This window comes from Streptomyces herbicida (assembly GCF_032656585.1).
Taxonomy (GTDB): Bacteria; Actinomycetota; Actinomycetes; order Streptomycetales; family Streptomycetaceae; genus Streptomyces; species Streptomyces herbicida.
The window spans coordinates 51,834-77,178 of record NZ_JAUYWJ010000025.1 but is presented as its reverse complement, the minus strand read 5'-3'; the positions used below and the strand labels follow the sequence as shown (position 1 = coordinate 77,178).

The 25,345-nt window shown below is 70.5% G+C and carries 23 protein-coding genes; 6 read left to right on the top strand and 17 right to left on the bottom strand.

The features are described 5' to 3' along the window. Nucleotides 1–8 precede the first annotated feature (8 nt). The 7 genes from Q8A52_RS39165 to Q8A52_RS39135 are packed head-to-tail and all read right to left on the bottom strand — an operon-like array spanning nt 9 to nt 7,181. The gene (locus Q8A52_RS39165; protein WP_316760771.1) at nt 9–1,037 is read right to left on the bottom strand and encodes a 2-hydroxyacid dehydrogenase; all 1,029 of its coding nucleotides are present in this window, start codon (nt 1,035–1,037) and stop codon (nt 9–11) included. Beyond that, nucleotides 1,034–2,107, bottom strand: a complete 1,074-nt coding sequence (locus Q8A52_RS39160) for an ABC transporter ATP-binding protein (RefSeq protein WP_316760768.1) — start codon at nt 2,105–2,107, stop codon at nt 1,034–1,036. The genes Q8A52_RS39165 and Q8A52_RS39160 overlap by 4 nt, the downstream gene beginning before the upstream one ends. Beyond that, a complete protein-coding gene (locus Q8A52_RS39155; RefSeq protein WP_316760766.1) occupies nt 2,085–2,915 on the bottom strand; it encodes a DeoR/GlpR family DNA-binding transcription regulator in 831 nt (276 codons plus the stop codon). Before Q8A52_RS39155 ends, Q8A52_RS39160 begins: the two co-directional genes overlap by 23 nt. Continuing rightward, entirely contained in the window at nt 2,912–4,012 is a 1,101-nt protein-coding gene (locus Q8A52_RS39150; protein WP_316760763.1) for an ABC transporter ATP-binding protein, read from the bottom strand. Before Q8A52_RS39150 ends, Q8A52_RS39155 begins: the two co-directional genes overlap by 4 nt. Next, nucleotides 4,009–4,833, bottom strand: a complete 825-nt coding sequence (locus tag Q8A52_RS39145) for a carbohydrate ABC transporter permease (protein ID WP_316760761.1) — start codon at nt 4,831–4,833, stop codon at nt 4,009–4,011. Before Q8A52_RS39145 ends, Q8A52_RS39150 begins: the two co-directional genes overlap by 4 nt. After that, nucleotides 4,830–5,750 (bottom strand): carbohydrate ABC transporter permease, encoded by a 921-nt coding sequence (locus Q8A52_RS39140; protein WP_316760760.1) that lies wholly within the window; start codon nt 5,748–5,750, stop codon nt 4,830–4,832. The genes Q8A52_RS39145 and Q8A52_RS39140 overlap by 4 nt, the downstream gene beginning before the upstream one ends. Nucleotides 5,751–5,756: 6 nt before the next feature. Then, complete coding sequence (locus tag Q8A52_RS39135; RefSeq protein WP_316760758.1) at nt 5,757–7,181, bottom strand: ABC transporter substrate-binding protein; 1,425 nt, start codon at nt 7,179–7,181, stop codon at nt 5,757–5,759. A gap of 164 nt (nt 7,182–7,345) precedes the next feature. Here Q8A52_RS39135 and Q8A52_RS39130 point away from each other — a divergent pair, with 164 nt between their 5' ends. Together Q8A52_RS39130 and Q8A52_RS39125 are read left to right on the top strand one after the other, a co-directional pair. Further along, a complete protein-coding gene (locus Q8A52_RS39130; protein WP_316760757.1) occupies nt 7,346–8,791 on the top strand; it encodes an FGGY-family carbohydrate kinase in 1,446 nt (481 codons plus the stop codon). Beyond that, complete coding sequence (locus Q8A52_RS39125; RefSeq protein WP_316760754.1) at nt 8,788–9,396, top strand: histidine phosphatase family protein; 609 nt, start codon at nt 8,788–8,790, stop codon at nt 9,394–9,396. The genes Q8A52_RS39130 and Q8A52_RS39125 overlap by 4 nt, the downstream gene beginning before the upstream one ends. Before the next feature lie 95 nt (nt 9,397–9,491). Here the strand turns inward: Q8A52_RS39125 and Q8A52_RS39120 are convergent, their stop codons facing one another. From Q8A52_RS39120 to Q8A52_RS39085, 8 genes are all read right to left on the bottom strand, one after another. Then, nucleotides 9,492–10,133: a superoxide dismutase gene (locus Q8A52_RS39120; RefSeq protein ID WP_316760753.1), complete on the bottom strand. Its 642-nt coding sequence runs from the start codon at nt 10,131–10,133 to the stop codon at nt 9,492–9,494. 121 nt (nt 10,134–10,254) lie between these two features. Continuing rightward, nucleotides 10,255–11,643, bottom strand: a complete 1,389-nt coding sequence (locus tag Q8A52_RS39115) for an amino acid permease (RefSeq protein WP_316760750.1) — start codon at nt 11,641–11,643, stop codon at nt 10,255–10,257. Nucleotides 11,644–11,764: 121 nt separating this feature from the next. Next, nucleotides 11,765–12,658 carry a TauD/TfdA dioxygenase family protein gene (locus Q8A52_RS39110; protein WP_316760747.1) on the bottom strand — a complete coding sequence of 298 codons (894 nt, stop codon included), beginning with the start codon at nt 12,656–12,658 and terminating at the stop codon, nt 11,765–11,767. A gap of 13 nt (nt 12,659–12,671) precedes the next feature. Further along, complete coding sequence (locus Q8A52_RS39105; RefSeq protein ID WP_316760744.1) at nt 12,672–14,009, bottom strand: LLM class flavin-dependent oxidoreductase; 1,338 nt, start codon at nt 14,007–14,009, stop codon at nt 12,672–12,674. Then, nucleotides 14,006–14,743, bottom strand: coding sequence for an ABC transporter ATP-binding protein (locus tag Q8A52_RS39100; protein WP_316760742.1), 738 nt, complete (start codon nt 14,741–14,743; stop codon nt 14,006–14,008). The genes Q8A52_RS39105 and Q8A52_RS39100 overlap by 4 nt, the downstream gene beginning before the upstream one ends. Beyond that, entirely contained in the window at nt 14,719–15,561 is an 843-nt protein-coding gene (locus Q8A52_RS39095; RefSeq protein WP_316760739.1) for an ABC transporter permease, read from the bottom strand. The genes Q8A52_RS39100 and Q8A52_RS39095 overlap by 25 nt, the downstream gene beginning before the upstream one ends. 5 nt (nt 15,562–15,566) lie before the next feature. Further along, on the bottom strand, nt 15,567–16,634 hold the full coding sequence (locus Q8A52_RS39090; RefSeq protein WP_316760736.1) for an ABC transporter substrate-binding protein: 1,068 nt from the start codon (nt 16,632–16,634) through the stop codon (nt 15,567–15,569). Nucleotides 16,635–16,829: 195 nt separating this feature from the next. Beyond that, nucleotides 16,830–18,029, bottom strand: a complete 1,200-nt coding sequence (locus tag Q8A52_RS39085; protein WP_316760735.1) for an ROK family transcriptional regulator — start codon at nt 18,027–18,029, stop codon at nt 16,830–16,832. 430 nt (nt 18,030–18,459) lie between these two features. Between Q8A52_RS39085 and Q8A52_RS39080 the strand changes: the two genes are divergently transcribed. Continuing rightward, complete coding sequence (locus Q8A52_RS39080) at nt 18,460–19,047, top strand: biotin transporter BioY (protein ID WP_316760733.1); 588 nt, start codon at nt 18,460–18,462, stop codon at nt 19,045–19,047. A 90-nt stretch (nt 19,048–19,137) separates the two neighbouring features. Here the strand turns inward: Q8A52_RS39080 and Q8A52_RS39075 are convergent, their stop codons facing one another. After that, complete coding sequence (locus tag Q8A52_RS39075) at nt 19,138–19,866, bottom strand: hypothetical protein (protein WP_316760731.1); 729 nt, start codon at nt 19,864–19,866, stop codon at nt 19,138–19,140. 232 nt (nt 19,867–20,098) lie between these two features. Here Q8A52_RS39075 and Q8A52_RS39070 point away from each other — a divergent pair, with 232 nt between their 5' ends. Then, the gene (locus Q8A52_RS39070; RefSeq protein WP_408649332.1) at nt 20,099–22,246 is read left to right on the top strand and encodes a serine/threonine-protein kinase; all 2,148 of its coding nucleotides are present in this window, start codon (nt 20,099–20,101) and stop codon (nt 22,244–22,246) included. Nucleotides 22,247–22,337: 91 nt separating this feature from the next. Here the strand turns inward: Q8A52_RS39070 and Q8A52_RS39065 are convergent, their stop codons facing one another. Continuing rightward, a complete protein-coding gene (locus Q8A52_RS39065) occupies nt 22,338–23,768 on the bottom strand; it encodes an amino acid permease (protein WP_316760729.1) in 1,431 nt (476 codons plus the stop codon). A 203-nt stretch (nt 23,769–23,971) separates the two neighbouring features. Here Q8A52_RS39065 and Q8A52_RS39060 point away from each other — a divergent pair, with 203 nt between their 5' ends. Together Q8A52_RS39060 and Q8A52_RS39055 are read left to right on the top strand one after the other, a co-directional pair. Continuing rightward, a complete protein-coding gene (locus tag Q8A52_RS39060; RefSeq protein WP_316760726.1) occupies nt 23,972–24,460 on the top strand; it encodes a ribose-5-phosphate isomerase in 489 nt (162 codons plus the stop codon). 56 nt (nt 24,461–24,516) lie between these two features. Then, nucleotides 24,517–25,326, top strand: coding sequence for an Fpg/Nei family DNA glycosylase (locus tag Q8A52_RS39055; RefSeq protein WP_316760723.1), 810 nt, complete (start codon nt 24,517–24,519; stop codon nt 25,324–25,326). Nucleotides 25,327–25,345 lie beyond the last annotated feature (19 nt).

Genomic DNA, 25,345 nt, shown 5'->3' with positions numbered 1-25,345 from the left:
CGAGGTGTTCAGGTCAGACAGTGCGTCAACGGCTCGCCGCGCACCCAGCGCCCCACCTCCGCGGCCGCGATCCGAGCGGCCTTCTCCGCCACCGCGCGGCTGGCACCGCCCAGGTGTGGGGTGAGGACCACGCGTCCGGCGAGGGCGACCAGCCGTGAGCCCGGCGGCAGCGGCTCATGGGCGTAGGTGTCCAGGGCGGCCGCCGACAGCCGGCCCGCCTCCAGCGCGTCGCACAGCGCTTCCTCGTCCAGCAGCGGACCGCGGGCCGCGTTCACCAGCACCGCGCCGGGCGGCAGCAGCGCCAGCTCACGGGCGCCGATCAGGCCGCGTGTCTCGGGCGTGAGCCGGGCGTGCAGGGTGAGCACCCGGGAGCGGCGCAGAAGTTCGTCGAGGGAGGCGACGCGCAGGCCGTGGATCTCACCGCGCACATACGGGTCGTACACCATCACCCGCGCCCCGAACGCGCACAGCGCCCGGGCCACGCGACTGCCCACCGCCCCGTAGCCGACCAGGCCGACCGGCAGGTCCTCCAGCTCCAGGCCGCTGTGCTCATAGGTGTAGTAGGCGGCCCCGGCCCAGCTCCCCTCCCCGGCGAGGAGCCCGTGCACCTGCGGGATGCGGCGCAGGGCCGCCAGCAGCAGGCCGACGGTGAACTCGGCGGTGGCGGCGGCATTGCGGCCGGGCGCGAAGCACACCCGCACGTCGTGCCGCTTCGCCGCGTCCAGGTTGACGTTGACCGGGCCGCCCCGGCACACGACGACCAGCCGCAGCTCCGGGCAGGCGGCCAGGACGCGCTCCGTCACCGGGCCCATCTGGGTGACCAGCACCCGAGCGCCCGCGAGCGCGTCGATCAGCTCGTCCTCGGCGTCGCTCGCCTCCGTCACCTCGGCCACCGGGCCGAAGGGTTCGAGCGGCCAGCCGAGGGTCAGTTCCCGTACCTCACAGGGGTGTTCGCGCAGGACCGCCTCCCTGATCAGCGACGGCAGGACGAAGTGGTCGCCGGCGGCCACGACACGCACGCTGGTCCCGAAGGTCATCGCAGGGAGTCTCCCGTCTCGGCGTCGAAGACATGGGTGAGCCCGGCCGCCACCCGGACGTGCTCGTCGTGCGCCAGGCGCACCTCGGGGCCGGTGAGGACGACCAGGGGGCGCTCCACCCCGGCGAGGACGACAGTGGCGATGCCCGATTCGAGCAGCGGCTCGTGGGCCACGACCCGGGCGGGCACGCCCTTCGTGCCCGTGATCTCCAGGTCCTCGGGGCGTATCCCGAGCACCACTTCCCGGCCCGCCGCGACCTTCACCGCCAGCGGCATCCGCACGGCGGCCGACAGGCGGGCGTGGCCGTCGGCCGTGGCGAGGGCGGGCAGCAGGTTGATCGCGGGCTCGCCCACGAAGTCCGCGACGAACGTGTTGGCGGGGCTGTCGTAGATCTCGTACGGCGTGCCCAGCTGCTGGACCACGCCGTCCCTCATCACCGCGATCCGGTCGGCGAGGGAGAGGGCCTCCTCCTGGTCGTGCGTGACCAGGATGGTGGTGTGGCCCAGGTCGCGCTGGATGCGCTTGAGTTCACGGCGGGTGGTGTCGCGCTGGGCCGCGTCCAGATGGGACAGCGGCTCGTCGAGCAGGAGCACGTCCGGTTCGCGGATCAACGCCCGGGCCAGACAGACGCGCTGCTTCTGCCCGCTGGACAGACCGGCCGGACGGGCGTCGAGGATGCCGGTGAGCTCGACCCGCTCGGCGATCTCGGTGACCTTGCGTGCCACGTCACCCCGTGCGCCCCTGCGGCGGGCCTTCAGCCCGAACGCCAGGTTCTCCGCGACCGTCAGCGGCGGATACAGCGCGTAGTTCTCGAACGCCACCCCGATGTTGCGGGCCTGCGCGGGGCGGGCGATCACCGACGCACCACCGACCAGGATGTCCCCGCCGGTCACCGTCTCCAGGCCCGCGATCATCCGCAGGGTGGTGGACTTGCCGCAGCCGGAGGGACCGAGCAGCCCGAGCAGCTCCCCGGAGCTCAGCGAGAGATCGATCCCGCGCACCGCGTCCACGGCCGGGTGCCCCCGGGACCGGTAGGTCTTGCGCAGCTCACGTAACTCCAGCGCGGTCATCGTCCTCCTTCGGGTTCGTCGCGCACACCTCGTAGGGCACCTTGTGTTCGTCCAGGTCGCGCAGCGCCTGCGGCGACGCCCCGTCGTCGACCAGGAGCAGGTCGAAGCGGGAGAGGGGAGCGACCCGGTGCAGGGCGACCCGGCCCAGCTTGGTGTGGTCGACCAGCAGGACGTTGCGGGCGGCCGAGTCGAGCATCGCCCGCTTCACCGAGACGATGTGCTGCTCCTGGTGGTAGGCGTACCCCCCGTGCACGGCCGAGGTCGACGCGAAGCACACGTCCACCCGCAGTTGCTGCACCGCCTCCACGCAGGACACCCCGAGGAAGGAGGAGTGCAGCGGGTCGTAGTCGCCGCCCAGCGCCATCAGATGGATGCCCCGCTGGCCGGACAGAAGGTTGATCGCCTCGAGAAAGTTGGTGACGACCGTGAGCGGGGTGATCTCGCCGAGCCGGAGCCTGCGCGCCATCTCCAGGGTGGAGGTGGAGTCGTCGAGGAGGATCGCCATCCCGGGCTCTATCGACCGCAGCGCATGCTCGGCGACGGCGGCCTTCTGCGCCCGCATCGTCTTCAGCCGGTACTGCACATTGGACTCGAACACCCCGGACGGCTGGGCGGTCACCCCGCCCCGGAACTTCCGCACGATGCCCTGCCGTTCGAGTTCGTCGAGGTCGCGGTGGATGGTCATCAGGCTCACCCCGAAACGCTCGGCGAGCTCGGCCGCGGTCGCCGAGCCGTCGGCCAGTACGAGTTCGGCCATGGCGGCCTGCCGGGCCGCGGGCCCCTGCTGCTGTGCACTGCTGCTGCTCATCGCGCGCTCTTCCCGATCCGTCGTCCCGGGCCCGTGGGCCCGTCGGCCTCGAACAGCAGCAGGTTCTCAGGCCGGACGGTGAGCCGTACCGGATCGTCGGGACGCAGTTGCGCGGCCGCGCTCCGGGGCGCGACGAGCGACAGGTGCTGCCCGCCGAGCCGTACGGTGACCTCGACGGCCCGCCCGAGCACCTCGGTGACATAGACGGTGCCGGTGAGCTCGTGCCCCTCTCCGCCCAGCGCGATGTCCCGGGGGCGCACGCCGACCAGCACGTCGGCGCCCACCGGAGCACGCTCCCGCAGCGGCAGCCCGACCTTTCCGTCCGCCGACCGGAAAGCCCCGTCGGCCGTCACCGTCCCCGGCAGCAGATTGATCCGGGGCCGGCCGAAGGCCCGTGCGACCTCCGTGTCGCAGGGCCGGTACCAGATGTCCTCCCGGGTGCCCGTCTGCACGATCCGCCCGTCACGGATCACCCCGATCCGGTCCCCGAGCGCCAGCGCCTCGACGGAGTCGTGGGTGACGTACAGCGTGGTCGTGCGCCGCACCGCGCCGATCGCCTTCAGCTCGGCCCGCATCTGCTGGCGCAGTTTGGCGTCGAGGTGGGAGAGGGGCTCGTCGAGGAGGAAGGCGCGGGCCGGGCGGACCAGCACCCGGCCCAGGGCGACGCGCTGCCGCTGCCCGTTCGACAACTGGCCCACCGGACGGTCCAGCAGAGCGCCGATGCCGAGGAGCTCGGCCACGGCGCCGACCCGCTCGCGTGCCTCGGCGGCGGGCAGCCGGTGCCGGGGCGAGCGCAGCGGCGAGACCAGGTTGTCGTACGCCGAGCGGTGCGGATAGAGCGCATAGCTCTCGAAGCACATGGCCACGCCACGGTCGTACGGTTCCACCCCGCGCATGTCCCTGCCGTCGATCTCGACCGTGCCGGAGTCGGGCGGTTCGAGGCCGGCGACGGTCTTCAGCGTCGTCGTCTTGCCCGCGCCCGACGGACCCAGGAGGCAGAAGAACTCGCCTTCTCGCACGGCGAGTTCGAGTCCGTCGAGCGCGGTGACCTTGCCGTATGCCTTGCGCACTCCCCGCAGTCCGATCACCGTGCTCATGACTTCACCGCCCCGAAGGACAGCCCCCGCACCAGATACCGCTGGATGGTGAGGGCGAGCAGCAGCGGCGGTACGACGGACACCAGCGCGGCCGCGGCCGTGAGGTTGTACTTGGGCCGGTCGCCGCCCAGGAAGGACAGCGCGCCCACGGTCACGGTCTGGGCCTCGTTGGAGGTGAGGATGAGCGGGAAGACGAAGTTGTTCCAGGCGAAGATGAAGGCCAGCAGCGACACGGCCGCGATGCCGGGCTTGACCAGCGGCAGCGCCACCTTGAAGAAGGCCTGTTTGCGTGTGTAGCCGTCGAGCAGCGCCGCCTGCTCCAGCTCCGGGGTGAGATCGGCGAAGTACGACCGCATGATCCATACGATCAGCGGCAGGGTGACCAATTGCAGCACCCACACCATGCCGACGTAGGTGTCGAACAGCCCCAGCTTCTGGTACAGCACGAACAGCGGGATGATCACGGTGAGTTCGGGCGCGAACCGGAACGACAGCAGGGTGAACATCAGGTTCTCGGAGCCCTTGAACCGCCAGCGCGCCGAGGCGTACGCGGCCGGCAGCCCGACGACGAGGGACAGCGCGACCGCGCCCAGCGAGACGACCAGGCTGTTGACGAAGAAGCGGGTGAAGGGGATGCCCTCGCTGTCCCCGAGCACCGTCCGGTAGGAGCCGAGGGTCGGGGTGAAGGAGAAGTACGTGCTGAAGAGCTGGTTCGCGGGCTTCAGGGAGAGGATCACCATCCAGGCGACGGGGAAGAGCGCGAAGACGAAGTAGAGGATGAGGGCCGCGTCGGCCAGCCATCCCGCCCAGCGGTGCTTCACCTGGCCGCCACCTCCGCCGCCTTCCGCTGGATCCGGCCCAGATGGCGCACCAGCACCATGGCCGCCAGATACACCACGGCCCACAGCACGATCGTGTAGCTGATCCCGAAGCTGTAGCGCTGGAAGCGGATCGCCTCCAGATAGGCGCGGATCTGGAGGACGACGGTGGAGTCACCGGGGCCGCCCTCGGTGAGGGTGTAGATGATGTCGAACACCTTCAGCGAGTCCATGAACCGGAAGATCACCGCGACCAGCACATACGGCCACAGCATCGGCAGGGTCAGCCGCCGGAAGGTGTACCACCGGCCCGCGCCGTCCACGGCCGCCGCCTCGAAGGGGGAGGCGGGCAGCGACCGCAGTCCGGCGAGGGCGAGGATCGCCACGAACGGGGTGTAGACCCAGACGTCCACGACGATCGACGACAGCAGCGCACCCGTCGGGGTGTCGGTCCACTGGACCCCACCGAGACCGAAGGGTTTCAGCAGGTGGTTGACCACCCCGACGGACGGCTGGAGCATCAGTTTCCACATGATCGCCGCGATCACCGGGGCGATCATCAGGGGCAGGATCAGGATCTTCTCCAGGATGCGGCCGACGAGCGAGGAGCGGTGCAGCAGGAGGGCGACGGCGACCCCGAGCACGGTCTCGACGGCGGCCGCGCCGACCGCGTACAGCACCGTCACCCATGCCGAGTTCCAGAAGGCTTCCTGGGTGAAGACCGTCTCGTAGTTGTGGAACCGGACCATGTCCGGCTGCGGCTTGCTCGCCGAGAAGTCGAACAGCGTGTAGTACAGCCCGAGCCCGAAGGGATAGAGGATCCCGCAGGTCAGCAGCAGCGCGGGGACGATCAGGAGGTACGGGCGCAGGGTGAGCCGGAGGGGCGCGCCGGTGGCGAGGGCGCGAGCGCGCGGGCCCATCGCCGCTCAGCCCACCTTCGAGGCGAGGTCGCTCGCCAGCCCGTTGAGGACGGACTTGGCGTTCTTGCCGCCGTAGATCTCCTGGAGGGCCGCGGCCCAGCTGGTGGTGGCGTCGAAGAACTGGGCCTGCGGGGTGAACTGGATCTTCGTCTGGTCGACGACCGTCTCGAAGGTCTCGATGAAGCCGGGCAGATGCTTCATCTTGTCCTTGTAGGCGCCGTCCTGGCTGATGGACTTCCGCACCGGGTCGATGTGGTTGTACGTGATCGCCGCCTTGCGCAGGTGCTCCTTGCCCGTGGCCCACTGCAGGAACAGCCAAGCGGCGCTCTTCCGCTTGCTCTTGGCGTTCATGCCGAGCGACCAGATCCACATGTTGGTGGCCAGCGACCCGTCCGGACCCTTCGGGCCGGGGTGGAAGGCGATCTTCCCGGAGGCGGGGCCGGCGCCCTTCACGGCCTGGAAGTAGGCGGCCGTGTCCGCGTCGAACAGCATCCCGGCCTTCTTCGCGCCCAAGTCGCTCGAGCACTGGTACCACGTGTACGACGTCCAGGACGGCGGCCCGCCCTGCTTGACCATGCCCGCCCAGTCCTGGGTGAACGCAACGGCCTCCGGAGTGTTCATGGCGGGTGTGAGCTTCTCGCCCGAGACCGTGAAGTCGTGGAGGCCGTTGCGGGCGTACATGGTCATGAAGCCGGGGTGGATGGTGGCCCAGCTGCGCGAGCCGCGCACGGCGATCCCGTACATCCCGTCGAAACCGGCCCCCGGCGCCTTCCTCTTGATCACCCCGGCGAGTTCGCGCAGCTCGTCGAAGGTCTCGGCGGGTCTGAGCCCCAGCTTTCCGAACACCTCGGTGTTGTAGGCGACGACGTTCGTCTCCCAGCCCCACGGCAGCGCGTACTGGCCGCCCCGCCCGAGCGGGGCGCCCGCCTTCAGCGACCACTGGTCGGCCTGGAGGAGGTTGGGGAAGAAGTCGCTCTGGTCCCATTCCGCCCCGGTGGCCGACGAGTTGCGCATCCACGGGCCGAGGTCCTCCAGCCAGCCCGGCGGCCCGTACTGCCACACCATGTACGCGCCGAGCATGAAGACGTCGTACGCGGCACGCCCGCTGGAGAGGTCGACGGTGAGCTTGTCGAAGTAGTTGTCCTCGGGGAAGACGTCGTACTCGACCTTGATGCCCGTCTTCGCGGTGAACGACTTCAGGTCGGCGATCAGGGCGTCCGTGTAGGGATGCTTGTTGAGCAGCGCCTTCACGGTCTTGCCCCGCTCCCGCTGCCAGTCGAACGAACCGGTGACGTCGTCGGCGGCGGAGCCGTCGCCCTTCTTGTCGTCGCTGCCGCCGAATCCGGCACCGCAGGCCGTGAGCAGCGGCGCCGCGGTGGCGGCCGCGCCGAGGACGAGGAAGCGTCGGCGGTCGTGCACGTGCCTGTCCATCCGTGACCTCCGTGGGGGTCGGGGCCGGTCGGGTTAACACGTCGAATCGACTCGCTAACAGAGGGTGTAACGGCCGGGGAGGGGCGTCAATCCCTCGTGCAGGACGAAATATCGGTGCAGAGTGGGAAGTTCACAGCTCGCATCGCGATATGTGGGAGGTCCGGATGGGGTCCGAGGGCGCTGCATGGCTGGGGATCGACCTGGGGACACAGGGCGTCCGCGCGCTGCTCGTCACCGCCGACGGCAGGGTCCTGGGCAGTGGCTCGGCCGTGCTGCGCGGGCGGCGGGAAGGGGTACGGCACGAGCAGGATCCCGGAGAGTGGTGGGACGGGGTGTGCATCGCCTCCCGGGGCGCGTTGCGGGGCGGGCACCGGGTGGGCGGGGTCGCGGTGTGCGGCACCTCGGGGACCGTGCTGCTGACGGATGCGAAGGGACGGCCGCTCGGCGCCGGGCTGATGTACGACGACGGGCGGGCGGGGGCTCAGGCGGCGCGGCTGCGGGAGGCGGGGCTCGCGGTGCAGGACACCTGGGCGCTGCCGAAGGCGCTGTGGCTGCTCGCCGCGCACGGCTCCGGGCGGGTCACCCACCAGCCGGACGTGGTCAACGCACGTCTGGTCGGGCATACGGTCCCCACCGATTCCAGCCATGCGCTCAAGACGGCGTACGACGTCGAATGCAGCGTCTGGCCGGACGGCACCGGCGTTCCGGCGGACGCGCTGCCCGGCGTCGTCCGGCCCGGCACCCGTCTGGGCGAGGTCTGTCCCTCCGCCGCCGAGGCCACCGGCATCCCGGCCGGTACCCCCGTCATCGCCGGCATGACCGACGGCTGCGCGGCACAGATCGCGTCGGGCGCGCTGAGCGAGGGTGCCTGGAACTCGGTGCTCGGTACGACGCTCGTCCTGAAGGGCGCCTCCTCGGTCCCCGTCCGTGACGAGGCGGGGGTGGTCTACAACCACCGCGCACCGGACGGGAGCTGGCTGCCCGGGGGCGCGTCGAGCGTCGGTGCCGGAGCGCTGGCGGCCCGCTTCCCGGACGCCGACCCGGTCGCGCTGGACGCCGCGGCCGCCGCGTTCGAGCCGTCGGGCGCGCTCGCGTACCCCCTGGTGTCGCGGGGCGAACGCTTTCCCTTCCGGGCCCCCGACGCCACCCCGCTCCTGCTGGGCGAGCCGGTGTCGGACGCCGACCACTGGGCCGCACTCCTCCAGGGGGTGGCCATGACCGAACGCCTCTGTCTGGACTATCTGCACCACCTCGGCGCCCCGCTCGACGGCCCCCTCGCCCTCACCGGCGGAGCGGCCCGCAGCGCCTACTGGAACCAGTTGCGCGCCGACGTCCTGGGCCGCCCGGCCCGCGTACCCGAACAGACCGAACCGGCCCTGGGAATGGCCGCGTTGGCCGCCCATGGCACGGGCGCGGCCCGCAGCCTCGCGGACGCCGCCTGCCGCATGGTCCGCATCCGTACCGTCGTCGAACCCCGCCCCGACCGCACGGCCCGCTTCACCGAGCCCTACGTCCGGCTCCTGGACGCGCTGGAGTCGAGGGGCTGGCTGCCCGCACCGGTCGCGGCGCATGCGCGGGGCCGCGTCGACCCGGATACTTCGCAGTCATGAGCACCACCCTTCTCCTCGCCCGTCACGGCCAGACCGTCTGGCACGCCGAGAACCGCTACGCCGGGGTGAGCGACGTCGCCCTCACCGACACCGGGCGGGAACAGGCCGAGAGGCTGGGCCGGTGGGCCGCCGCGCACCCGGTCGACGCGATCTGGACCTCGACCGTCTCCCGGGCGATCGTCACCGCCGAGCCCGCCTGCCGTGCCCTGGGACTCACCGCGCGGCGCGAACCCGACCTGCGGGAGTGCGACTTCGGGGTGCTGGAGGGCCGTACCCTCGCCGAGCTCGCCGCCGAGGACCCGGATGCCGCGGAGGCCTTCCGCGCCGATCCGGTGGCCCATCCCTTCCCCGGCGCCGAGGACCCCCGCTGCGCCGCGGCCCGGGGCACCGCCGCCCTGCGCCGTATCGCCGCCGCCCACCCCGGCGGGCGCGTCCTCGTCGTCGCCCACAACACCCTGCTGCGGCTGGTGCTGTGCTCGCTGCTGGGCATTCCGCCGGCCCGGTACCGCCGGGTCTTCCCGCAGCTGCGCAACGCGGCGGTCAGCGAGATCCGCATCGACGGGGAGTCCACGGCCCTGCTGTCGCTCAACATTCCCTGCCCCTGAACAGGACCGGCCCGCGAGTCACGTCCTCGCGGGGCCGGTCCCTTCCTCCGCCTGCCGACGTGAAGGGTGAGAAGACGATCACGAGGCAGGGCGTCTCAGGGTGCCAGGAGCAGGACGTCGGCGCGGGACCTCGCGGCCGCGTACCGCCTGGCCACGTCCTGCCAGTTCACCACCCGCCACATCGCCTCGACGAAGTCCGCCTTCTGGTTGCGGTACTGGAGGTAGAAGGCGTGCTCCCAGGCGTCGAAGACCAGGATCGGGGTCGATCCCTGGCCGGCGTTGCCCTGGTGGTCGTAGACCTGCTCGACGATCAGCCGCCCGCTGAGCGGCTCGTACGCGAGGACACCCCAGCCCGAGCCCTGCGTGGTGGCCGCCGCCCTGGACAGCTGGGCCTTGAAGCCGGCGAAGGAACCGAACGACTCGGTGATCGCGTCCGCCAGCTCGCCCACGCCGTCCTGCGCGAGAGGTTCGCCGCCGCCGTCGCCCGTCATGTTGTGCCAGTAGATCGAGTGCAGGATGTGGCCGGAGAGATGGAAGGCCAGGTTCTTCTCCAGGCCGTTGACCGAGCCCCACTGTTCCTTGTCCCGTGCCTCGGCGAGCTGCTCCAGCGCGTCGTTGGCGCCCTTCACATACGCCGCGTGGTGCCTGTCGTGGTGCAGCTCGATGATCTCGGGGCTGATCACGGGGGCGAGCGCGGAGTAGTCGTACGGGAGTTCGGGCAGCGTGTAGACGGGCATGGGTGGTGGTCCCCTCCGAGGCTCTTATTGCGAACTACTTGCAACTACACGCTAGCAACAAAAAGACCCCCGCGGGTGCACCGTGGGGGTCTTTCGGGCGTGTGGCGAGCGGACGCGATCGTCAGGCCCTGGCGCGCACCTTCTGCCAGGCGTAGCCCACGACCGCCAGAACCAGCGTCATCCCGCCGGTCGAGTACAGCTGCACGCGCGTGTCCGGCTCACGGGCCATCAGGACGAAGATCGCCACCATGCCCGCCAGCGCCACCCAGGTCAGCACCGGGAACGCCCACATCCGCACGACCAGCTTCTCCGGGGCCTCGCGCTCCACACGGCGGCGCAGCAGCAGCTGGGAGACCGCGATGAACATCCAGACGACGAGGATGACCGCGCCGATCATGTTCAGCAGCCAGGGGAAGACGTCGTTCGGCCGCCAGTAGCTGAGCAGCACGCACACGAAACCGAACACGCACGAGGTGAGGACCGCGACGCGGGGCACGCCGCCGGACACCCTGGCCAGCGCCTTCGGGCCCTGGCCGCGCGCCACCAGCGAGTAGGCGATGCGCGAGGAGCCGTAGATGTTGGCATTCATGGCGGACAGCAGGGCGACCAGGACGACCACGTTCATCAGCCGGCCGGCGCCGGGGATGCCGAGGTGGTCCAGGGCGGCGACGTACGGGCCGTTCTCGACGACCTCCTCGGAGTCCCACGGGACCAGGGTGACGATGACCGCCATGGAGCCGATGTAGAACAGCGCGATGCGCCACATCGCGGTGCGCACGGCGCTCGCCACGCCCCGCACCGGGTTCTCCGACTCGGCGGCCGCGATGGTGACCGTCTCCAGACCGCCGTAGGCGAAGACCGAGGCCAGCAGGCCGATGACCATGCCCTCGCTGCCGTGCGGGAGGAAGTCCGTCAGGTTCGAGGTACCGGGCGAGTCCGTGCCCGGCAGCACCCCGGCGATGGCCAGCCCGCCGAGGATCAGGAACAGGCTGATCGCGCCGACCTTCAGCGCGGCGAACCAGAACTCGAACTCGCCGAAGTTCTTCACCGCGGCCAGGTTCGCGCCGCAGAAGACCACCATGAACAGCGCCACCCACGCCCACTCGGGCGTGCCGGGCAGCCAGCCCGTGACGATGTGCGCGGCGCCGATGCCCTCAAGTCCGACCGCCGTGCACAGCAGCACCCAGAACGACCAGCCCGCGGCGAAGCCGGCCCACGGACCGATCGCCCGCTCGGCGTGCGCGGAGAAGGAGCCCGACGACGGGTAGGCGGCCGACATCTCGCCGAGCATCCGCATCACGAGCATCACCAGGAGGCCGGAGACGGCATAGGCGACGACGATCGACGGTCCGGCGGCGGCGATGCCCGCGCCGGAGCCGACGAACAGACCGGCGCCGATCACCCCGCCGAGGGCGATCATCGACAGATGGCGCTGCTTGAGGCCGTGGGAGAGGGCGGCGCCGTCGCGCTGTTCTTGCGGCGGCGTCTCGACAGTGGTGCTGCTGGGCATGGATGCGGCTCGTTCATTGCAATGGATGGGCAAAAACGCCCACAGTCTGGGCGGCCTCTCCGCTCAGCCGGAGAGGCCGCCCAATATCCGGACATGCCCGCTACGTCACGTGGTGGACCGGTTACGCGGCGACGCTCGTGTAGTGCGTGGCGTCCCCGGCGATCGAGTAGCTCTCCTTGCCCTCGATGCCGACCGGGACGTCACCGGCGACGGTCACCCGGTGCAGGCGGCGCGGCTGCCCGTCGTAGTTGTCGATGGCGTAGTGCTGGGTGATGCGGTTGTCGAACAGCACCAGCTGGTTCTGCGACCAGCGCCACCGCAGCACGTTCTCCGGGCGGGTGACGTACGACTGGAGGAGATCGAGGATCCTGCGGGACTCGCTCACCGACAGGCCGACGACACGCTGCGCGAACCCGCCGATGAACAGCCCGCGCTCACCGGTCAGCGGGTGGACGCGGACGACCGGGTGCGCGGTGCGGTACTTGATGGACGTGAACTCGGCACGCTGGGCGGCCAGCTCCTCGTCGATCTCCTCGTCCGGCACCGCGTAGTCGTAGTCGTTGGTGTGCTCGGCCCACAGGGTGTCGGCCAGGCGGCGCAGCGGCTCGGGCAGGTCGCGGTAGGCGGCCGCCGAGCTGGCGATCAGGGTCTCGCCGCCGTACGGCGGGATCGTGATGCTGCGCAGGGTGCTGGCCTGCGGCGGGTTGAGGACGAAGGTGACGTCGGTGTGCCAGTGGTTGGCGGCGCGGCCGCGCTCACTGTCCACGGGGAGCACGTTCGGGACCCCGTCGACCGAGGAGACGGTCGGGTGGGCGGTGGTCAGGTCGCCGAAGTGACGGGCGAAGGCCTGCTGGCCCTCGTCGTCGAGGTGCACGTCGTCGAAGACCAGGGCCTTGTGGACGTTGAGGGCCTCGCGGAGCGCGGCGACGGTCCCCTCGTCGAGCGGCTTGGAGATGTCGACGCCGGAGACCTGGGCGCCGATGTTCGCGGTGACCTTGCGGATCTCGATGGACATGCGGGGGGTCCTTTCAGACGAGGAGGGCGGGGGTGGTGTGCTGGTTGGCGGGGCGGGGGAGGCCGTATCTCGCCCGCAGGGTCCGGCGGGGGCCGTATTCCGTGCGGAGCAGTCCGCGGGCGCGCAGGACCGGGACGACATGGTCGACGAAGGTCTCCAGGCCGGACGGCAGGACCGCGGGCATGATGTTGAAACCGTCGGCGGCGCCCTGCGTGAACCAGGTCTCGATGGCGTCGGCGACCTGCTCGGGCGTCCCTGCGAAGGTGAGGTGCCCGCGCCCGCCGCCGAGCCGCCCGATCAGCCGGCGGACGGTGAGCCGCTCGCGCCGGGCGAGTTCCACGACGAGTGTGTAGCGGCTCTTGGCGCCCTCGATGGCGTCCTCGGGCGGGAGATCGGCGGGCAGTTCGGCGTCCAGTTCCAGGGTGCCGGGGCTCAGCTGCAGCAGCCGCTCCAGGTTGGCCACCCCGTGCGTGTGCACGATGTGCTCCTCCAGGACCTGCTCAGCCGCCCGCGCCTCGGCCTCCGTCGAGCCGATCACCGGGACGATGCCGGGCAGCACCTTGATGTGGTCGGGGTCGCGGCCCGCCGCGGCCGTACGGGACTTGAGGTCGGCGTAGAAGGCCCGTGCGTCCTCGATGGTCTGCTGGGCGGTGAACACCGCCTCCGCGTACCGGGCCGCGAAGGCCCTGCCGTCCTCGCTCGACCCCGCCTGCACGAGCAGGGGGTAACCCTGGGGCGCGCGCGGCACGTTGAGGGCGCCCTCGACGCTGAAGTACGTCCCGCTGTGCCGGGGCGGATGGATCTTCGCGTCGTCGCCCCAGACGCCGGCGGCCTTGTCGGCGACGATCGCGTCGTCCTCCCAGCTGTCCCACAGCTTGAGGGCCACGTCGAGGAACTCGGCGGCGCGGACGTACCGGTCGAAGTGCGCGGGCTCGGCGTTCAGACCGAAGTTGCGGGCGGCCTCGGCACCTGCGGTGGTGACGATGTTCCAGCCCGCCCGGCCGCCGCTGATGATGTCCAGCGAGGCGAACTTGCGGGCCAGGTTGTAGGGGGAGTTGTAGGACGTGGAGGCGGTGGCGATCAGGCCGATGTGCTCGGTGGCCGTCGCCAGCGCGGTGAGCAGGGTGAGCGGCTCCAGGGCGCCGGCCGGTCGCTGGGCGACACTGCCCCACAGCTGCGGGCTGTCGGCCAGGAACAGGGAGTCGAAGGTGCCGCGTTCGGCGATCCGGGCCAGGTTGACGTAGTGCGCGAGTTCGACGTGCGCGTACGGGTCGCTCTCCGGAAGACGCCACGACGCCTCGTGGTGTCCGGTGTTCATCAGGAACGCGTTGAGGTGGAGTTGCCTGGTCATGCGTGGTCCTCCGTGACGCCGAGGGCGGCGAGGAGCCGCTCCCGGTATTCGCCCAGTACCGGTTCGCGGTAGGAGCGGGGGTGCGGATGGTCGATGGTCAGGTCCAGGCCGATGCGGCCGCCGGAGTCGAGGACGAGGACCCGGTCGGCGAGCACGATCGCCTCGTCCACGTCGTGGGTGACCAGCAGGACGGAAGGCCGGTGGCGTTTCCACAGCTCGCGCAGCAGGTTGTGCATCCTGATCCGGGTGAGCGCATCCAGGGCGCCGAACGGCTCGTCGGCCAGCAGGAGTTCGGGTTCGCGGACCAGGGAGCGGGCGAGCGCGGCACGCTGGGCCTCGCCGCCGGACAGCTCCCCCGGCCAGGCCCGCTCACGGCCCTTCAGACCGACCTCCTCCAGCGCGGCCCGGCCGCGCTCCTCGGCGTCCTTGCCGTCCAGGCCCAGCAGGACGTTGTCCAGCACTCGGCGCCATGGCAGAAGCCGTGAGTCCTGGAAGACCACGGACACCCGCTCCGGTGCGGTGAGCCGGCCGCTCCCGGCGACGCCGTGATCCAGCCCGGCGACCGCCCGCAGCAGGGTGCTCTTGCCGGAGCCGCTGTGCCCGAGCAGGGCGGTGAACTGGCCGGCGGGCAGGTCGAGGTCGATGCCGTCGAGGACTGTACGGCCCTCGAACGACCGGGTCAGGCCCCGCAGCCGGACGGCGGGCCGGGTCAGCTGCTCAGTGTGCGGCGCCACGACAGCACCCTCCGTTCGACGAGACGGACCACGCTGTCGGAGAACAGACCGAACACGCCGTAGATCAGCAGGCCGACCAGGATGACGTCCGTCTGGCCGTAGTTCTGGGCCTGGAACATCATGTAACCGAGGCCGCTGGTGGCGTTGATCTGCTCCAGGACGACCAGGCCGAGCCAGGACCCGGTCACGCCGAGCCGGAGTCCCACGAAGAATCCGGGCAGCGCGCCGGGGATCACGATCTGCCGGATGAACCGGAACCTGGACAGTTGCTGCACCTCGGCGAGTTCGACGTAACGGCTGTCGATACCGGACAGCGCGGCATGCGTGTTCAGATAGATCGGGATGTAGACGACGATCGCGATGATGGCGATCTTGAAGGTCTCGCCGATGCCCAGCCAGAGGATGAACAGCGGGATCAGACCCAGGGTCGGGATCGCCCGGTTGAGCTGCACGGTCCCGTCGATGAGCGCCTCTCCGGCCCGGCTGAGGCCGGACGCCAGCGCGAGGACGACCCCGGCCGTGAGGCCGATCAGGAAGCCGTACGCGGCGCGTTCGAGCGAGGTGAGGACATCGGTGGGCAGGGTGCCGTCGGTCCACAGATGACCGGCGGTCCTCAGGACGGTCCAGGGCGCCGGGATCGCGCCGGGGTCGAGCTGTCCGGCGGCGGAGGCGACGGCCCACAGGGCGACGACGAGGGCGGGACCGGCGAGCCGGGCGGCCGGCAGGCGTCTGCCGGGGGAGAGACGGCGGCGCCTGCGGACCGGTTGGGTCTCGTCCTCGGGGGAGACGACGGCCGTCGTGTGCACGGTGGTGGTCATGGCCGTCACCTCCGGTACTCCGCCGGCGCGGCCTTGGCCGCGATGCCCTCGAAGCGGTGGTCGAAGAGCGAGGACACGTCGAACTTCTTCACGAAGCCGCCCTCCGCGAGCAGATCGGCGGTCTCCTGCTCCCACCTGATCGCCTCGTCCCAGCTCGGCGGGAACAGCGGCTTGTTGGCGAGCGCGCTGATCGACCTGGCCTGGTCGATGGTCAGGTTCTGCGTCTTGACGTAGAACTCCTGGTTCCAGATGTCCGGGTTCTCGTACTGCCACACCTGGCCCTTGGCCCACTGCGGTATGTACGCGGCGATCGCGGCCGCCTTGGCGGAGTCGTTCAGCACCGACTGCGGCGCCCACAGCAGGTTGAGCAGGTCGACGACGTCGGTGGCGACGGTCCGGGCCCCCTTCGACCCGTACTGCTTCAGGTACGCCGGAGCCTGGCTGTTGGCGAGGGGGGCGATGTCGACCTGCCCTGACTGCAGGGCGGTGAGGAACTGGTTGCTGGTCAGCGGGACCAGCTTCACGTCGTCGTACTTGAGGCCCGCCTTCTTCAAGGCCCGCAGGAGCACGACCCCCTGGGCCTGGCCCTGCGAGAAGGCCAGCTTCTTGCCCTTGAAGTCCTCGACCGTGTGGATGTCACTGCCGGGCTTGGTGGCGAAGAGGTAGTTGGGCTTGCGGGTGATGCCGAGCGCGACGATCTTCGCGTCGAAGCCCTGGTAGTGCGCCTGGATCGGCGGGATGCCCGCATTGTTGGCGAGGTCCAGGGACTTGGCGCGGAACGCGTTGATGACATCCGGACCGGCCCCGATGTTCGCCCAGCTCGACACCGTGAACGGCAGCGCGGGCAGCTTCGCCAGCTTGAACTGCAGCTGCTGGATGCCCTGGTAGGAGGCGATCTTCAGGCTGGTACCCGACGGGACCTCGTCGGCGAGCGGCGCCGAGGAGGCGCCCTTGGAGTCGGCGGCGGCACTGCTGCCCGCGCAACCGCTCAGTCCGGCGGCAGCGGCGGTGACGCCGAGCAAGGAGGTGAGAAAGAGCCGGCGGTCAAAGCCGGAAGCACGCAGAGAAGACATGGGAGGACCCCTTGAGTTCATAGGGCAGGAAGGCAGGCGGAATTCCGGGCGGAAGAAATCCGGAAAGGGGGAATTCGCACAGGTAGAAATGCGCGCTCCGGGCGCGTCAACGCGTCAGCAACAATGGGTGCGACAGCTCATGAGCAGGATGTTCCCGGTCATCAGTGATCCTTGTCAACATTCCGAGTTTCTGAATTAAATAGCCTCAGGTGAAGCACTCAGCGGATCCCGGTACAGCACGTCCAGAACCACTGAACCACCCGCCACGGCGAGTACGGAATCCGGAAAACCGGTCGGCACGACGGTCGCGGCGCGGTCGTCGCCCACCGCTTCCCGCAATGCCGCGAGGCAGTCCTCACGGTGAATGGTCCCGACCTCGGTCACCACGACCGTCTCCGGATTGAGCACGTCGAGCAGCAGCCCCGCCGCCCGCCCGGTCATCCGCGCCCGCTCCACCAGCAGCCGTGCGGCCGCCCCGTCACCGGCCGCCGCCGCGGCGACCACGTGCATCGGGTGCGTCCCGTCGGTGATCCCGGCCTCCCGGGCCCGCCGGCACAAGGTTCGTTCGCTCAGCTCCGCTTGGAGGCAGCCGGTCCGCCCGCAGTCGCAGGGCTCGGTGCCGCCCGGCACGGGGAGGTGGGCGATCGCGCCCGCCTGGGAGCGGGGGCCGTGGTGCACCTCGTCGTTGGTGGCGAACGCCGCGTCGACCACGTTGCCGACGAACAGGTGCAGCAGGCTCCCGCTGCCCCGGGCCCGCCCGAACAGCCGCTCGCCGTTGACCAGAGCCCGCGCGTGCCCGTCGACGTGGACGGGCAGCCCGGTGCGCGCGGAGAGCACCTCCCGCACCGCCACGTCCCGCCAGCCCAGCAGCCCGTGCTCGACGATCGTCCCGGAGTCCCGGTCCACCCAGCCCCCGGCGGCCACCCCCACCCCCAGCGGCCGGCTGCCCCGCACCTCGGCGAGCAGCGCCGCGAGACCGTCCGCGGCCCGTGCCAGCACCCGTCCGGGATCGCTGTGCTCGTGAGTCAACTCCCGCTGCGTCACCACCCGTCCGCGCAGATCGAGCAGCGCGACCGTGGTGTACTGCACGGCGATGTGCACCCCGCCGACCACGAACCGGGAGTCGTCCAGATCGACGGGCACATGGGGGCGGCCCACCCCGTTCGACCGCCGGGGCGCGGCTGCCTCGCGGATGAAGCCGAGTTCGGCGAACCGGGCGCAGTAGTCCGTCACGGACGCGGGGGACAGCCCGGTCAGCCGGGCGATGGTGCTGCGGGCCACCGGCCCGTGCTCCAGCACGGACCGCAGCACGACGCTGGCGCTGGTCCGCCGCCGGTCGCTGTCGGCGGCACGGGGGACGGGGGAGGCGAGAAGGAGTGCCGTGGCACGGGGCATGGTTGACCGTCCTCGGGAACGGGGGCCGACACGTCTCGGACGTCGAGGCGCGCCGTAACCGTGCGACCGCGCCTCAGACCGGGCGGCGACAGGTGGCCGTGCCCTGGCGTCGCAGGTCGACATAGCGACGCGACGTGAAGTTCCGGGCCTGGGCAACCATGGCTGGAAGAGTACGGCAGGGAAGGTGAATCCGACCAGAGCACTAGGATTCCATTGGTGAAAACCCACAATCCTGTAGTCGGTCCGCAAGGTGAACGAAACATCCCCACCTCAGTGATCGGTGTCACGTTGAGTCCGGTGTAACCGCCACGCTTTGTGTGGAGCCCACCAAGCCCCCGTTCCCCGCTTTGTCGAGCGCCGACGGTGATCAGTTCCGCCGCGCCGGGATAGCGTCACCGTGTCCCCACGTGCCCTCACCAGCGGAGTCCCCATGAGCACCGCCACTGTCGCCGCCACCGCCCGTCCCGGCGCAGTCCTCGCCGACCTCCTGCCTGCGTCCCGTGTGCGCGATCTCGCCCTTGTGGCCGGCGGTGCCGCGCTCACCGGCCTCGCGGCCCAGATCTCCGTCCCGGTGCCCGGGTCCCCGGTGCCGGTGACCGGCCAGACGTTTGCCGCCCTGCTCGTCGGCACGTCCCTCGGCGCCGGTCGCGGCTTCCTCTCCCTCGCGCTGTACGCGTTCGCGGGTGTCGTCGGCGTGCCGTGGTTCGCGAGCGGTACCTCCGGCTCGGGCGCCGTCTCCTTCGGCTACATCCTCGGCATGATCCTCGCCTCCACCGTCGTCGGAGCCCTGGCCCGCCGCGGTGCCGACCGCTCCGTACTGCGCATGGCGGGCACGATGCTGCTCGGCGAGGCGATCATCTATGCCGTCGGCGTCCCCTACCTGGCCTACGCCGCCGACATGCCCGCTTCCACCGCCATCGCGAACGGCCTCACCCCGTTCCTCATCGGCGACGCCCTGAAGGCCGCCCTGGCGATGGGCCTGCTGCCTGCGGCCTGGAAGTTCGCCAATAAGCGGTGACGTGGTAGTTCGTAGGGCGAAGTTCCTCGTACGCCCGTAGGTACGGCCGCGTTGCCCGACAGACTTCGTCGGGCAACGCGGCCGTTCGCGTCAGCCCTGCCGGCGAGCGGCCCGCGGCAGCCGCTGCGACCACCACAGCCCCGCCGTACCGGCAGCGATCAGCGCCGCGCCGGCCGCGCCGAGCGGCAGGACGTCACGGCCCACGCCGGTCTTGGGCAGCTGGTCGCCGCCCGGAGCCACCGGCTTGTTGTCGGTGCCGAGCAGCAGCGGGGTGGCCGGCGCGTTCGGTGACGGGTTCGTCGTGCCGAAGGGCACCGGGCCCTGCTGCCAGTAGGTCTTCTTCCCGTCGGTGGTCTGCACGGGCAGACAGATCTTGCCCGTCTTGCCCAGGTCGTAAGTCGCCGCTACGTCATACGACTTGGACTTGCCCGCAGCGAGATTCCCGACCGGGCAGCTGAAACCGCTGTTCGAACCCGCGGGCAGATCCTTTTTCGCGAGGGCGTCACAGCCCTGAACATCTGTCACCTTCAGGCCGTCGAAACCGACCACCAAAAGCCTGATGTCACCGCTTTCCTTGCTTCCGTCGTTCTTGACGGTGGCGGTAATCGCCGTCTTTTGCGAGCTGTTGTCGACCGAGATCTTCCCGGGCAGCAGCGTGCTCAGCTTCACGCCCGCCGGTGCCTCGTCAACCGCCTTTCCCCCCTTGCTGCTTCCTGATCCCTGGTCATCGGCGGCGGCCGTGAACGGAAGGATCATCACGGCCGAGAAAGATGCCGTGACCAGCGATCCAACGACGACCGTCAAACGACGAGAACTCATGTTCGCCCCCCTTGCAACCCCCTGGACTGCGCCTGAATTCGCAGTACTTGAAGAGGTACCACAAGATTTCTCCGCACTATGCTGGTGCGGCACGAAGTGTGACCATTGTGTTTCCATTGGCACGGTCGTCGGGGGGTGTGTTGGATTGCCGGGGAATGCGCGGAGTGGTGGTGTTCCAGGGTTACTGGTGACGGGGCGGTACCGGCTGGTCGAAAGCATCGGCCAGGGGGGAATGGGGCGTGTGTGGCGGGCCGCCGACGAAATGCTCGACCGGCAGGTCGCGGTCAAGGAAATGCGCATAGACGGGCTGGACGCGGAGGACACGCGCACCCGCCGTGAGCGCACGCTGCGCGAGGCCAGGGCGACGGCCCGGATCGACCACCCCAATGTCGTGCGCGTGTACGACGTCGTCGACGAGGGCGAACGTCTGTGGATCGTCATGGAGCTGGTCGCCGGGCGCTCGCTGGAGCAGATCATGGTGGAGGAAGGGCCACTGGGTCAGCCCGAGACGGCTCGGATCGGGCTTGGGCTGGTGGCGGCGCTGCGTCAGGTGCACGCCGGGGGAGTGCTGCACCGGGACATCAAGCCCGGGAACGTCCTCGTCGAGCGGGGCGGCGGGCGTGTGGTGCTCACGGACTTCGGCATCGCGGCCATCCAGGACGCCAAGGCGCTCACCATGGTCGGCATGCTCGTCGGCTCCCCCGACTACATGGCCCCCGAGCGGGTGTCGGGACGCCCGCAGGGACCGCCGTCCGACATCTGGTCCCTGGGCGCGACCCTGTGCGCGGCCCTGGGCGGCCGCTCCCCGTTCTCCCGCGACACGACCCTCGCTACGCTGCACGCGGTCCTGTACGAGGAGCCCGAACTCCCTCCCGCGGCAGGCCCGTTGCGGGACATTCTGGCGGCACTCCTGGAGAAGGAGCCGACGGTCAGAGCCGGCCTCCCCGAGGTGGAGGACGCGCTGTGGCCGGTCGCGTATCCACCCCCGACGCCGACTCTGCCGGTGGGGGAGGGGCGTTCGGCCGGAGAGCGGCAGGGCTCTCCGGCGAGGGCCGGGGAAGAGGAGTCGGAGGGGGCCGGTGACGGCATCGACGTGTCGGGCGGGGGCGCCGGCGCGCGTCCGGCGGTTCCGACGGGTTCGGTGAGCGAGGCGGAACAGCCGGGGCCGGCAGGGGCGGTGAGCCGGGCGGGGCCGTCGGCGGAAGCCGGGCCCTTGCCGGGGCCTGGACCCGGGCCCGAGCCGAAGGCGCCCGTGGCCGGGGACACTCCGGTGTTCCCCCGGGCGCCCAGGGAGCGGCCCACACCGGCATTCGTGGAACTGCCTCGCGGCCGCACGGGGCGTGCGGGGCGTGACGCCGGGGAGCCCGAGCACGTACGCACCCCGGAGTCCCCGCCGCTCCCCGAGCCCCGCCCGGAGCCCGGCGAGCCGGTGCGCGACGCGGTGCCGCACGCCGCCCCGCCCCCCGCACCCCCCGCAACACCTCTTGCACCCCCTGAACCGCCCCCCGCAACCCCCGAAACCCCCGAAACACCGCCCACACCCCCCGAAGCCGCCTCCGAACTGCGCTCCGAAGTCCGTTCCGAGACGCCCTCCAGCAACTCCGCGGGACCGGCACCCGGAGCCCCTCCCCGGCAGGGCGTCTCCCTCACCCGCGCCCAGGCGGAGACCCAGCGCCGACCCGGCGACGGCCCGCCGGGCCCGCCCGGCCCCCGCAGCGCAGGCATGCCGCGGGGCGAACCCGCCGGCCCCCTCACCCCGGCTCCCCGTCATCGCACCGGCATCCTCGCCGCCGTCGGCCTGGTCGCCGTCGCCGCCGTGGTCGCGGTCATCCTCACCACCTCGTCCGGCGACCGGCGGGACGGCCCGCACGCCGGCTCCTCGCCGGCCTCTTCCGTCAGCGGCGGCACCACTAGCACCCCGTCACCCACCGTCGAGGGCACCGCCCGGCCGCAGAGTCTGCCGCCGGGCGCCCACCGGGAGGCCGGCGGGTTCGCCTGGGCGACGCCCAAGGGCTGGCGGCGGGACGTGAAGACCGGTTCCGAGGTCCACTACACCTCCCCGGACGGCCGCCAGGAACTCGTCGGCAAGTCGTCGCTCGCCCGCGGCAATCTGATGGACACCTGGCGCACCTCGGAGCAGAACGCCCGCCAGGGCCAGGACTACGCCAAGATCCGGCTGGCGGAGACCAGCTTCCAGGGTCACCCGGCGGTCGTCTGGGAGTACACCTTCACCCTCAAGGGCGATCACTGGCACGCCCTGCTGCTCGGCTTCGACGTGGAGGGGAAGTCGTACCAGATCAACACCTGGTACCAGCCGGACATCGAGCCCCGGGCCCGGAAGACGTACGACAAGGTCAAGGAGAGCTTCACGGTGCTGTGAACGCGGGCGCAACGCCCGAGGGCCGGGAACGCCCGAGGGGAGGGAACCCGGCGGGCTCCCTCCCCTCGTCGCGGCGACGGGGTCGCCCGCGTCAGCCGACAGGCACCTTGTCGGTCTTGTCGTCGGACTCCAGGGCCACCGGCGGACGGTCCCCGGCTACCTTCTGCTTCACCAGGGCGATCACGATCACGACCGCCGCGACCGTCAGCGACAGCAGCACGGTCGTGCGTCCGCTGCTCTCGCCCTCGGTGTCGGTCAGCATGTAGCCGAGGACGAACACGATCAGCGCGGCCGTCGCCCAGGTGAGGTACGGGTACAGCCACATCTTCACGACCAGCTTCTCCGGCGCCTCGCGCTGGATGATCTTCCGCATCCGCAGCTGCGAGAAGCAGATGACCAGCCACACGAACAGGGCCACCGCACCACTGGAGTTGACCAGGAAGAGGAAGACCGAGTCCGGGAACCTGTAGTTGAAGAAGACGGCCACGAAGCCGAAGACCACGGAGGCGATGATCGCCGCCATCGGCACACCACGGGAGGTGGTCTTCGCGAAAGCCTTCGGCGCGTCGCCGCGCTGGCCCAGCGAGAACGCCATGCGGGAGGCCGTGTAGAGGCCGGAGTTGAGGCAGGACAGCACCGAGGTGAGCACGATGAAGTTCATGATCTCGCCGGCGTGTGCGATGCCGAGGGAGTCGAGGGCGGCGACGTACGAGCCCTTCTCCTTGATCGCCGGGTCGTTCCACGGCAGCAGGGAGACGACCACGAGGATCGAGCCGAGGTAGAAGACGCCGATGCGCCAGATGATGCTGTTCGTCGACTTGGTGACGGCCTGCTGCGGGTTCTCCGACTCGCCGGCGGCCAGGGTGGCGATCTCGCTGCCCATGAAGGAGAAGACGACGAGCAGGACGCCGGTGAGGATGGCACCGGGACCGTGCGGCAGGAAGCCGCCGTGGCTGGTGAGGTTGCCGAAACCGGCCTTGTCGCTGTGCACACCGGGCAGCACGCCGAAGACGGCCAGTGCGCCGACCACGATGAACGCGCCGATCGCGACGACCTTGATACCGGCGAACCAGAACTCGAACTCACCGTAGGAGCCGACGGAGACGAGGTTGGTCGCGGTGAGCACGACCATCACGATCAGGGCCCAGCCCCACTGCGGGACGGCGGGGATCCACCCTTCGAGGATCTTGGCGCCGGCGGTGGCCTCCACGGCCAGCACCACCACCCAGAAGAACCAGTAGAGCCAGCCGATGGAGAACCCGGCCCAGCGGCCGAGGGCACGGTCGGCGTGCGCGGAGAACGAGCCGGAGGTCGGATTTGCGGCGGACATCTCGCCGAGCATGCGCATCACGAGGACGACGAGCGTGCCGACGAGGGCGTACGACAGGAGGATGCCGGGGCCTGCGGTGGCAATGCCCGAGCTGGAGCCGACGAAGAGGCCGGCGCCGATCACACCGCCGATGGCGATCATCGACAGATGGCGGTTCTTGAGTCCTGCCTGAAGTCCGGAACCAGGGGTCATGGGCGGAATTCCTTTGCGCCTGTTGGGCTTACCCGTACGAGCGGTGTACGAGCCGGTCCAGTGAATCCGAGGCGAACGAATTCGGGAACCTTCGAATCCAGATTGTTACTTGAGGTTCCCTTGAGGTTCTATGGCCAGACTCACATTTTTCCTGGTCGGCACCCGGAGCTGCTGCCCCGCAGCGGCCATGTCACACTCGTCCCATGCGCGTGTATCTCGGCTCGGACCATGCGGGCTTCGAACTCAAGAACCACCTCGTCGAGTGGCTCAAGGAGGCGGGTCACGACCCCGTCGACTGCGGCCCCCACATCTACGACGCCCAGGACGACTACCCGCCCTTCTGTCTGCGCGCCGCGGAGAAGACGGCCGCGGACGCCGACGCCCTCGGCATCGTGATCGGCGGTTCGGGCAACGGCGAGCAGATCGCGGCGAACAAGGTCAAGGGCGTGCGGGCCGCCCTCGCCTGGAGCGAGGAGACCGCCTCCCTCGGCCGGCAGCACAACAACGCCAACGTCGTGGCCGTGGGTGCGCGCATGCACACGCAGGAGGAGGCGACGAAGTTCGTCGAGACCTTCCTCAACACCCCGTTCTCCGGTGACGAGCGCCACATCCGCCGCATCGACATGCTGTCGGAGTACGAGACGACGGGCGACCTGCCCCCGATCCCGGCCCACCACCCGCAGCAGGACTGACGCCGGACGGGGGCTTCGCCCCCTGTTCGAGGGCGGCAGGAAAGGACACGTCACCCGTGCCAGAAGGGCACACCATCCACCGGCTGGCGCAGGACTACGCCGAGCGCTTCTCCGGTACCGCCACGCGAGTGACCAGCCCCCAGGGCAAGTTCTCCGACGCCGCCGAGCTGCTGACCGGAGCGGAGCTCACCCGAACGGAGGCCCACGGCAAGCACCTCTTCCTCGGCTTCCGTGACACCGACTGGGTCCACATCCACCTCGGCCTCTTCGGCAAGGTCAACTTCGGCGACGCCCCCGCGCCCCCGCCCACCGACACGGTCCGCCTGCGCCTGGCGAACGAGTCCGCGTACGTCGACCTCCGTGGCCCCACCACCTGCGCCCTGATCACGGACCCCGAGAAGCGGGCGATACACGACCGCCTCGGCCCCGACCCCCTCCGCACCGACGCCGACCCGACGGCCGCCTACGCCCGTGTGTGTCGCAGCCGTACGACGATCGCCGCCCTCCTCATGGACCAGAAGGTCATCGCGGGCGTCGGCAACGTCTACCGCGCCGAGGTCCTCTTCCGGCACGGCATCGACCCGTACCGCGCGGGCAGGGACATCACCCCCGCCGAGTGGGACGCGGTCTGGGCCGACCTCGTGGACCTCATGCGCGAGGGCGTCCGCAACAACCGCATCGACACCGTCCGCCCCGAACACACCCCGGAGGCGATGGGCCGCCTGCCGCGCGTCGACGACCACGGCGGCGAGGTGTACGTCTACCGCAGGGCGAACCTGCCCTGCCACATCTGCGGCGACGAGATCCGCACCGCCGGCCTCGCCGCCCGCAACCTCTTCTGGTGCCCGGCCTGCCAGAAACGCTGACCGGCCGCCGGAGCACGTG

What these genes read in the sequence shown, in the direction of transcription:
- Q8A52_RS39095 (WP_316760739.1), bottom strand. Translation starts at nt 15,561, where the DNA reads ATGACCACCACCGTGCACACGACGGCCGTCGTCTCCCCCGAGGACGAG.
- Q8A52_RS39160 (WP_316760768.1), bottom strand. Translation starts at nt 2,107, where the DNA reads ATGACCGCGCTGGAGTTACGTGAGCTGCGCAAGACCTACCGGTCCCGG.
- Q8A52_RS39165 (WP_316760771.1), bottom strand. Translation starts at nt 1,037, where the DNA reads ATGACCTTCGGGACCAGCGTGCGTGTCGTGGCCGCCGGCGACCACTTC.
- Q8A52_RS39115 (WP_316760750.1), bottom strand. Translation starts at nt 11,643, where the DNA reads ATGCCCAGCAGCACCACTGTCGAGACGCCGCCGCAAGAACAGCGCGAC.
- Q8A52_RS39125 (WP_316760754.1), top strand. Translation starts at nt 8,788, where the DNA reads ATGAGCACCACCCTTCTCCTCGCCCGTCACGGCCAGACCGTCTGGCAC.
- Q8A52_RS39075 (WP_316760731.1), bottom strand. Translation starts at nt 19,866, where the DNA reads ATGAGTTCTCGTCGTTTGACGGTCGTCGTTGGATCGCTGGTCACGGCA.
- Q8A52_RS39090 (WP_316760736.1), bottom strand. Translation starts at nt 16,634, where the DNA reads ATGTCTTCTCTGCGTGCTTCCGGCTTTGACCGCCGGCTCTTTCTCACC.
- Q8A52_RS39130 (WP_316760757.1), top strand. Translation starts at nt 7,346, where the DNA reads ATGGGGTCCGAGGGCGCTGCATGGCTGGGGATCGACCTGGGGACACAG.
- Q8A52_RS39065 (WP_316760729.1), bottom strand. Translation starts at nt 23,768, where the DNA reads ATGACCCCTGGTTCCGGACTTCAGGCAGGACTCAAGAACCGCCATCTG.
- Q8A52_RS39120 (WP_316760753.1), bottom strand. Translation starts at nt 10,133, where the DNA reads ATGCCCGTCTACACGCTGCCCGAACTCCCGTACGACTACTCCGCGCTC.
- Q8A52_RS39155 (WP_316760766.1), bottom strand. Translation starts at nt 2,915, where the DNA reads ATGAGCAGCAGCAGTGCACAGCAGCAGGGGCCCGCGGCCCGGCAGGCC.
- Q8A52_RS39070 (WP_408649332.1), top strand. Translation starts at nt 20,099, where the DNA reads ATGGGGCGTGTGTGGCGGGCCGCCGACGAAATGCTCGACCGGCAGGTC.
- Q8A52_RS39060 (WP_316760726.1), top strand. Translation starts at nt 23,972, where the DNA reads ATGCGCGTGTATCTCGGCTCGGACCATGCGGGCTTCGAACTCAAGAAC.
- Q8A52_RS39105 (WP_316760744.1), bottom strand. Translation starts at nt 14,009, where the DNA reads ATGACCAGGCAACTCCACCTCAACGCGTTCCTGATGAACACCGGACAC.
- Q8A52_RS39085 (WP_316760735.1), bottom strand. Translation starts at nt 18,029, where the DNA reads ATGCCCCGTGCCACGGCACTCCTTCTCGCCTCCCCCGTCCCCCGTGCC.
- Q8A52_RS39140 (WP_316760760.1), bottom strand. Translation starts at nt 5,750, where the DNA reads ATGGGCCCGCGCGCTCGCGCCCTCGCCACCGGCGCGCCCCTCCGGCTC.
- Q8A52_RS39150 (WP_316760763.1), bottom strand. Translation starts at nt 4,012, where the DNA reads ATGAGCACGGTGATCGGACTGCGGGGAGTGCGCAAGGCATACGGCAAG.
- Q8A52_RS39080 (WP_316760733.1), top strand. Translation starts at nt 18,460, where the DNA reads ATGAGCACCGCCACTGTCGCCGCCACCGCCCGTCCCGGCGCAGTCCTC.
- Q8A52_RS39135 (WP_316760758.1), bottom strand. Translation starts at nt 7,181, where the DNA reads ATGGACAGGCACGTGCACGACCGCCGACGCTTCCTCGTCCTCGGCGCG.
- Q8A52_RS39110 (WP_316760747.1), bottom strand. Translation starts at nt 12,658, where the DNA reads ATGTCCATCGAGATCCGCAAGGTCACCGCGAACATCGGCGCCCAGGTC.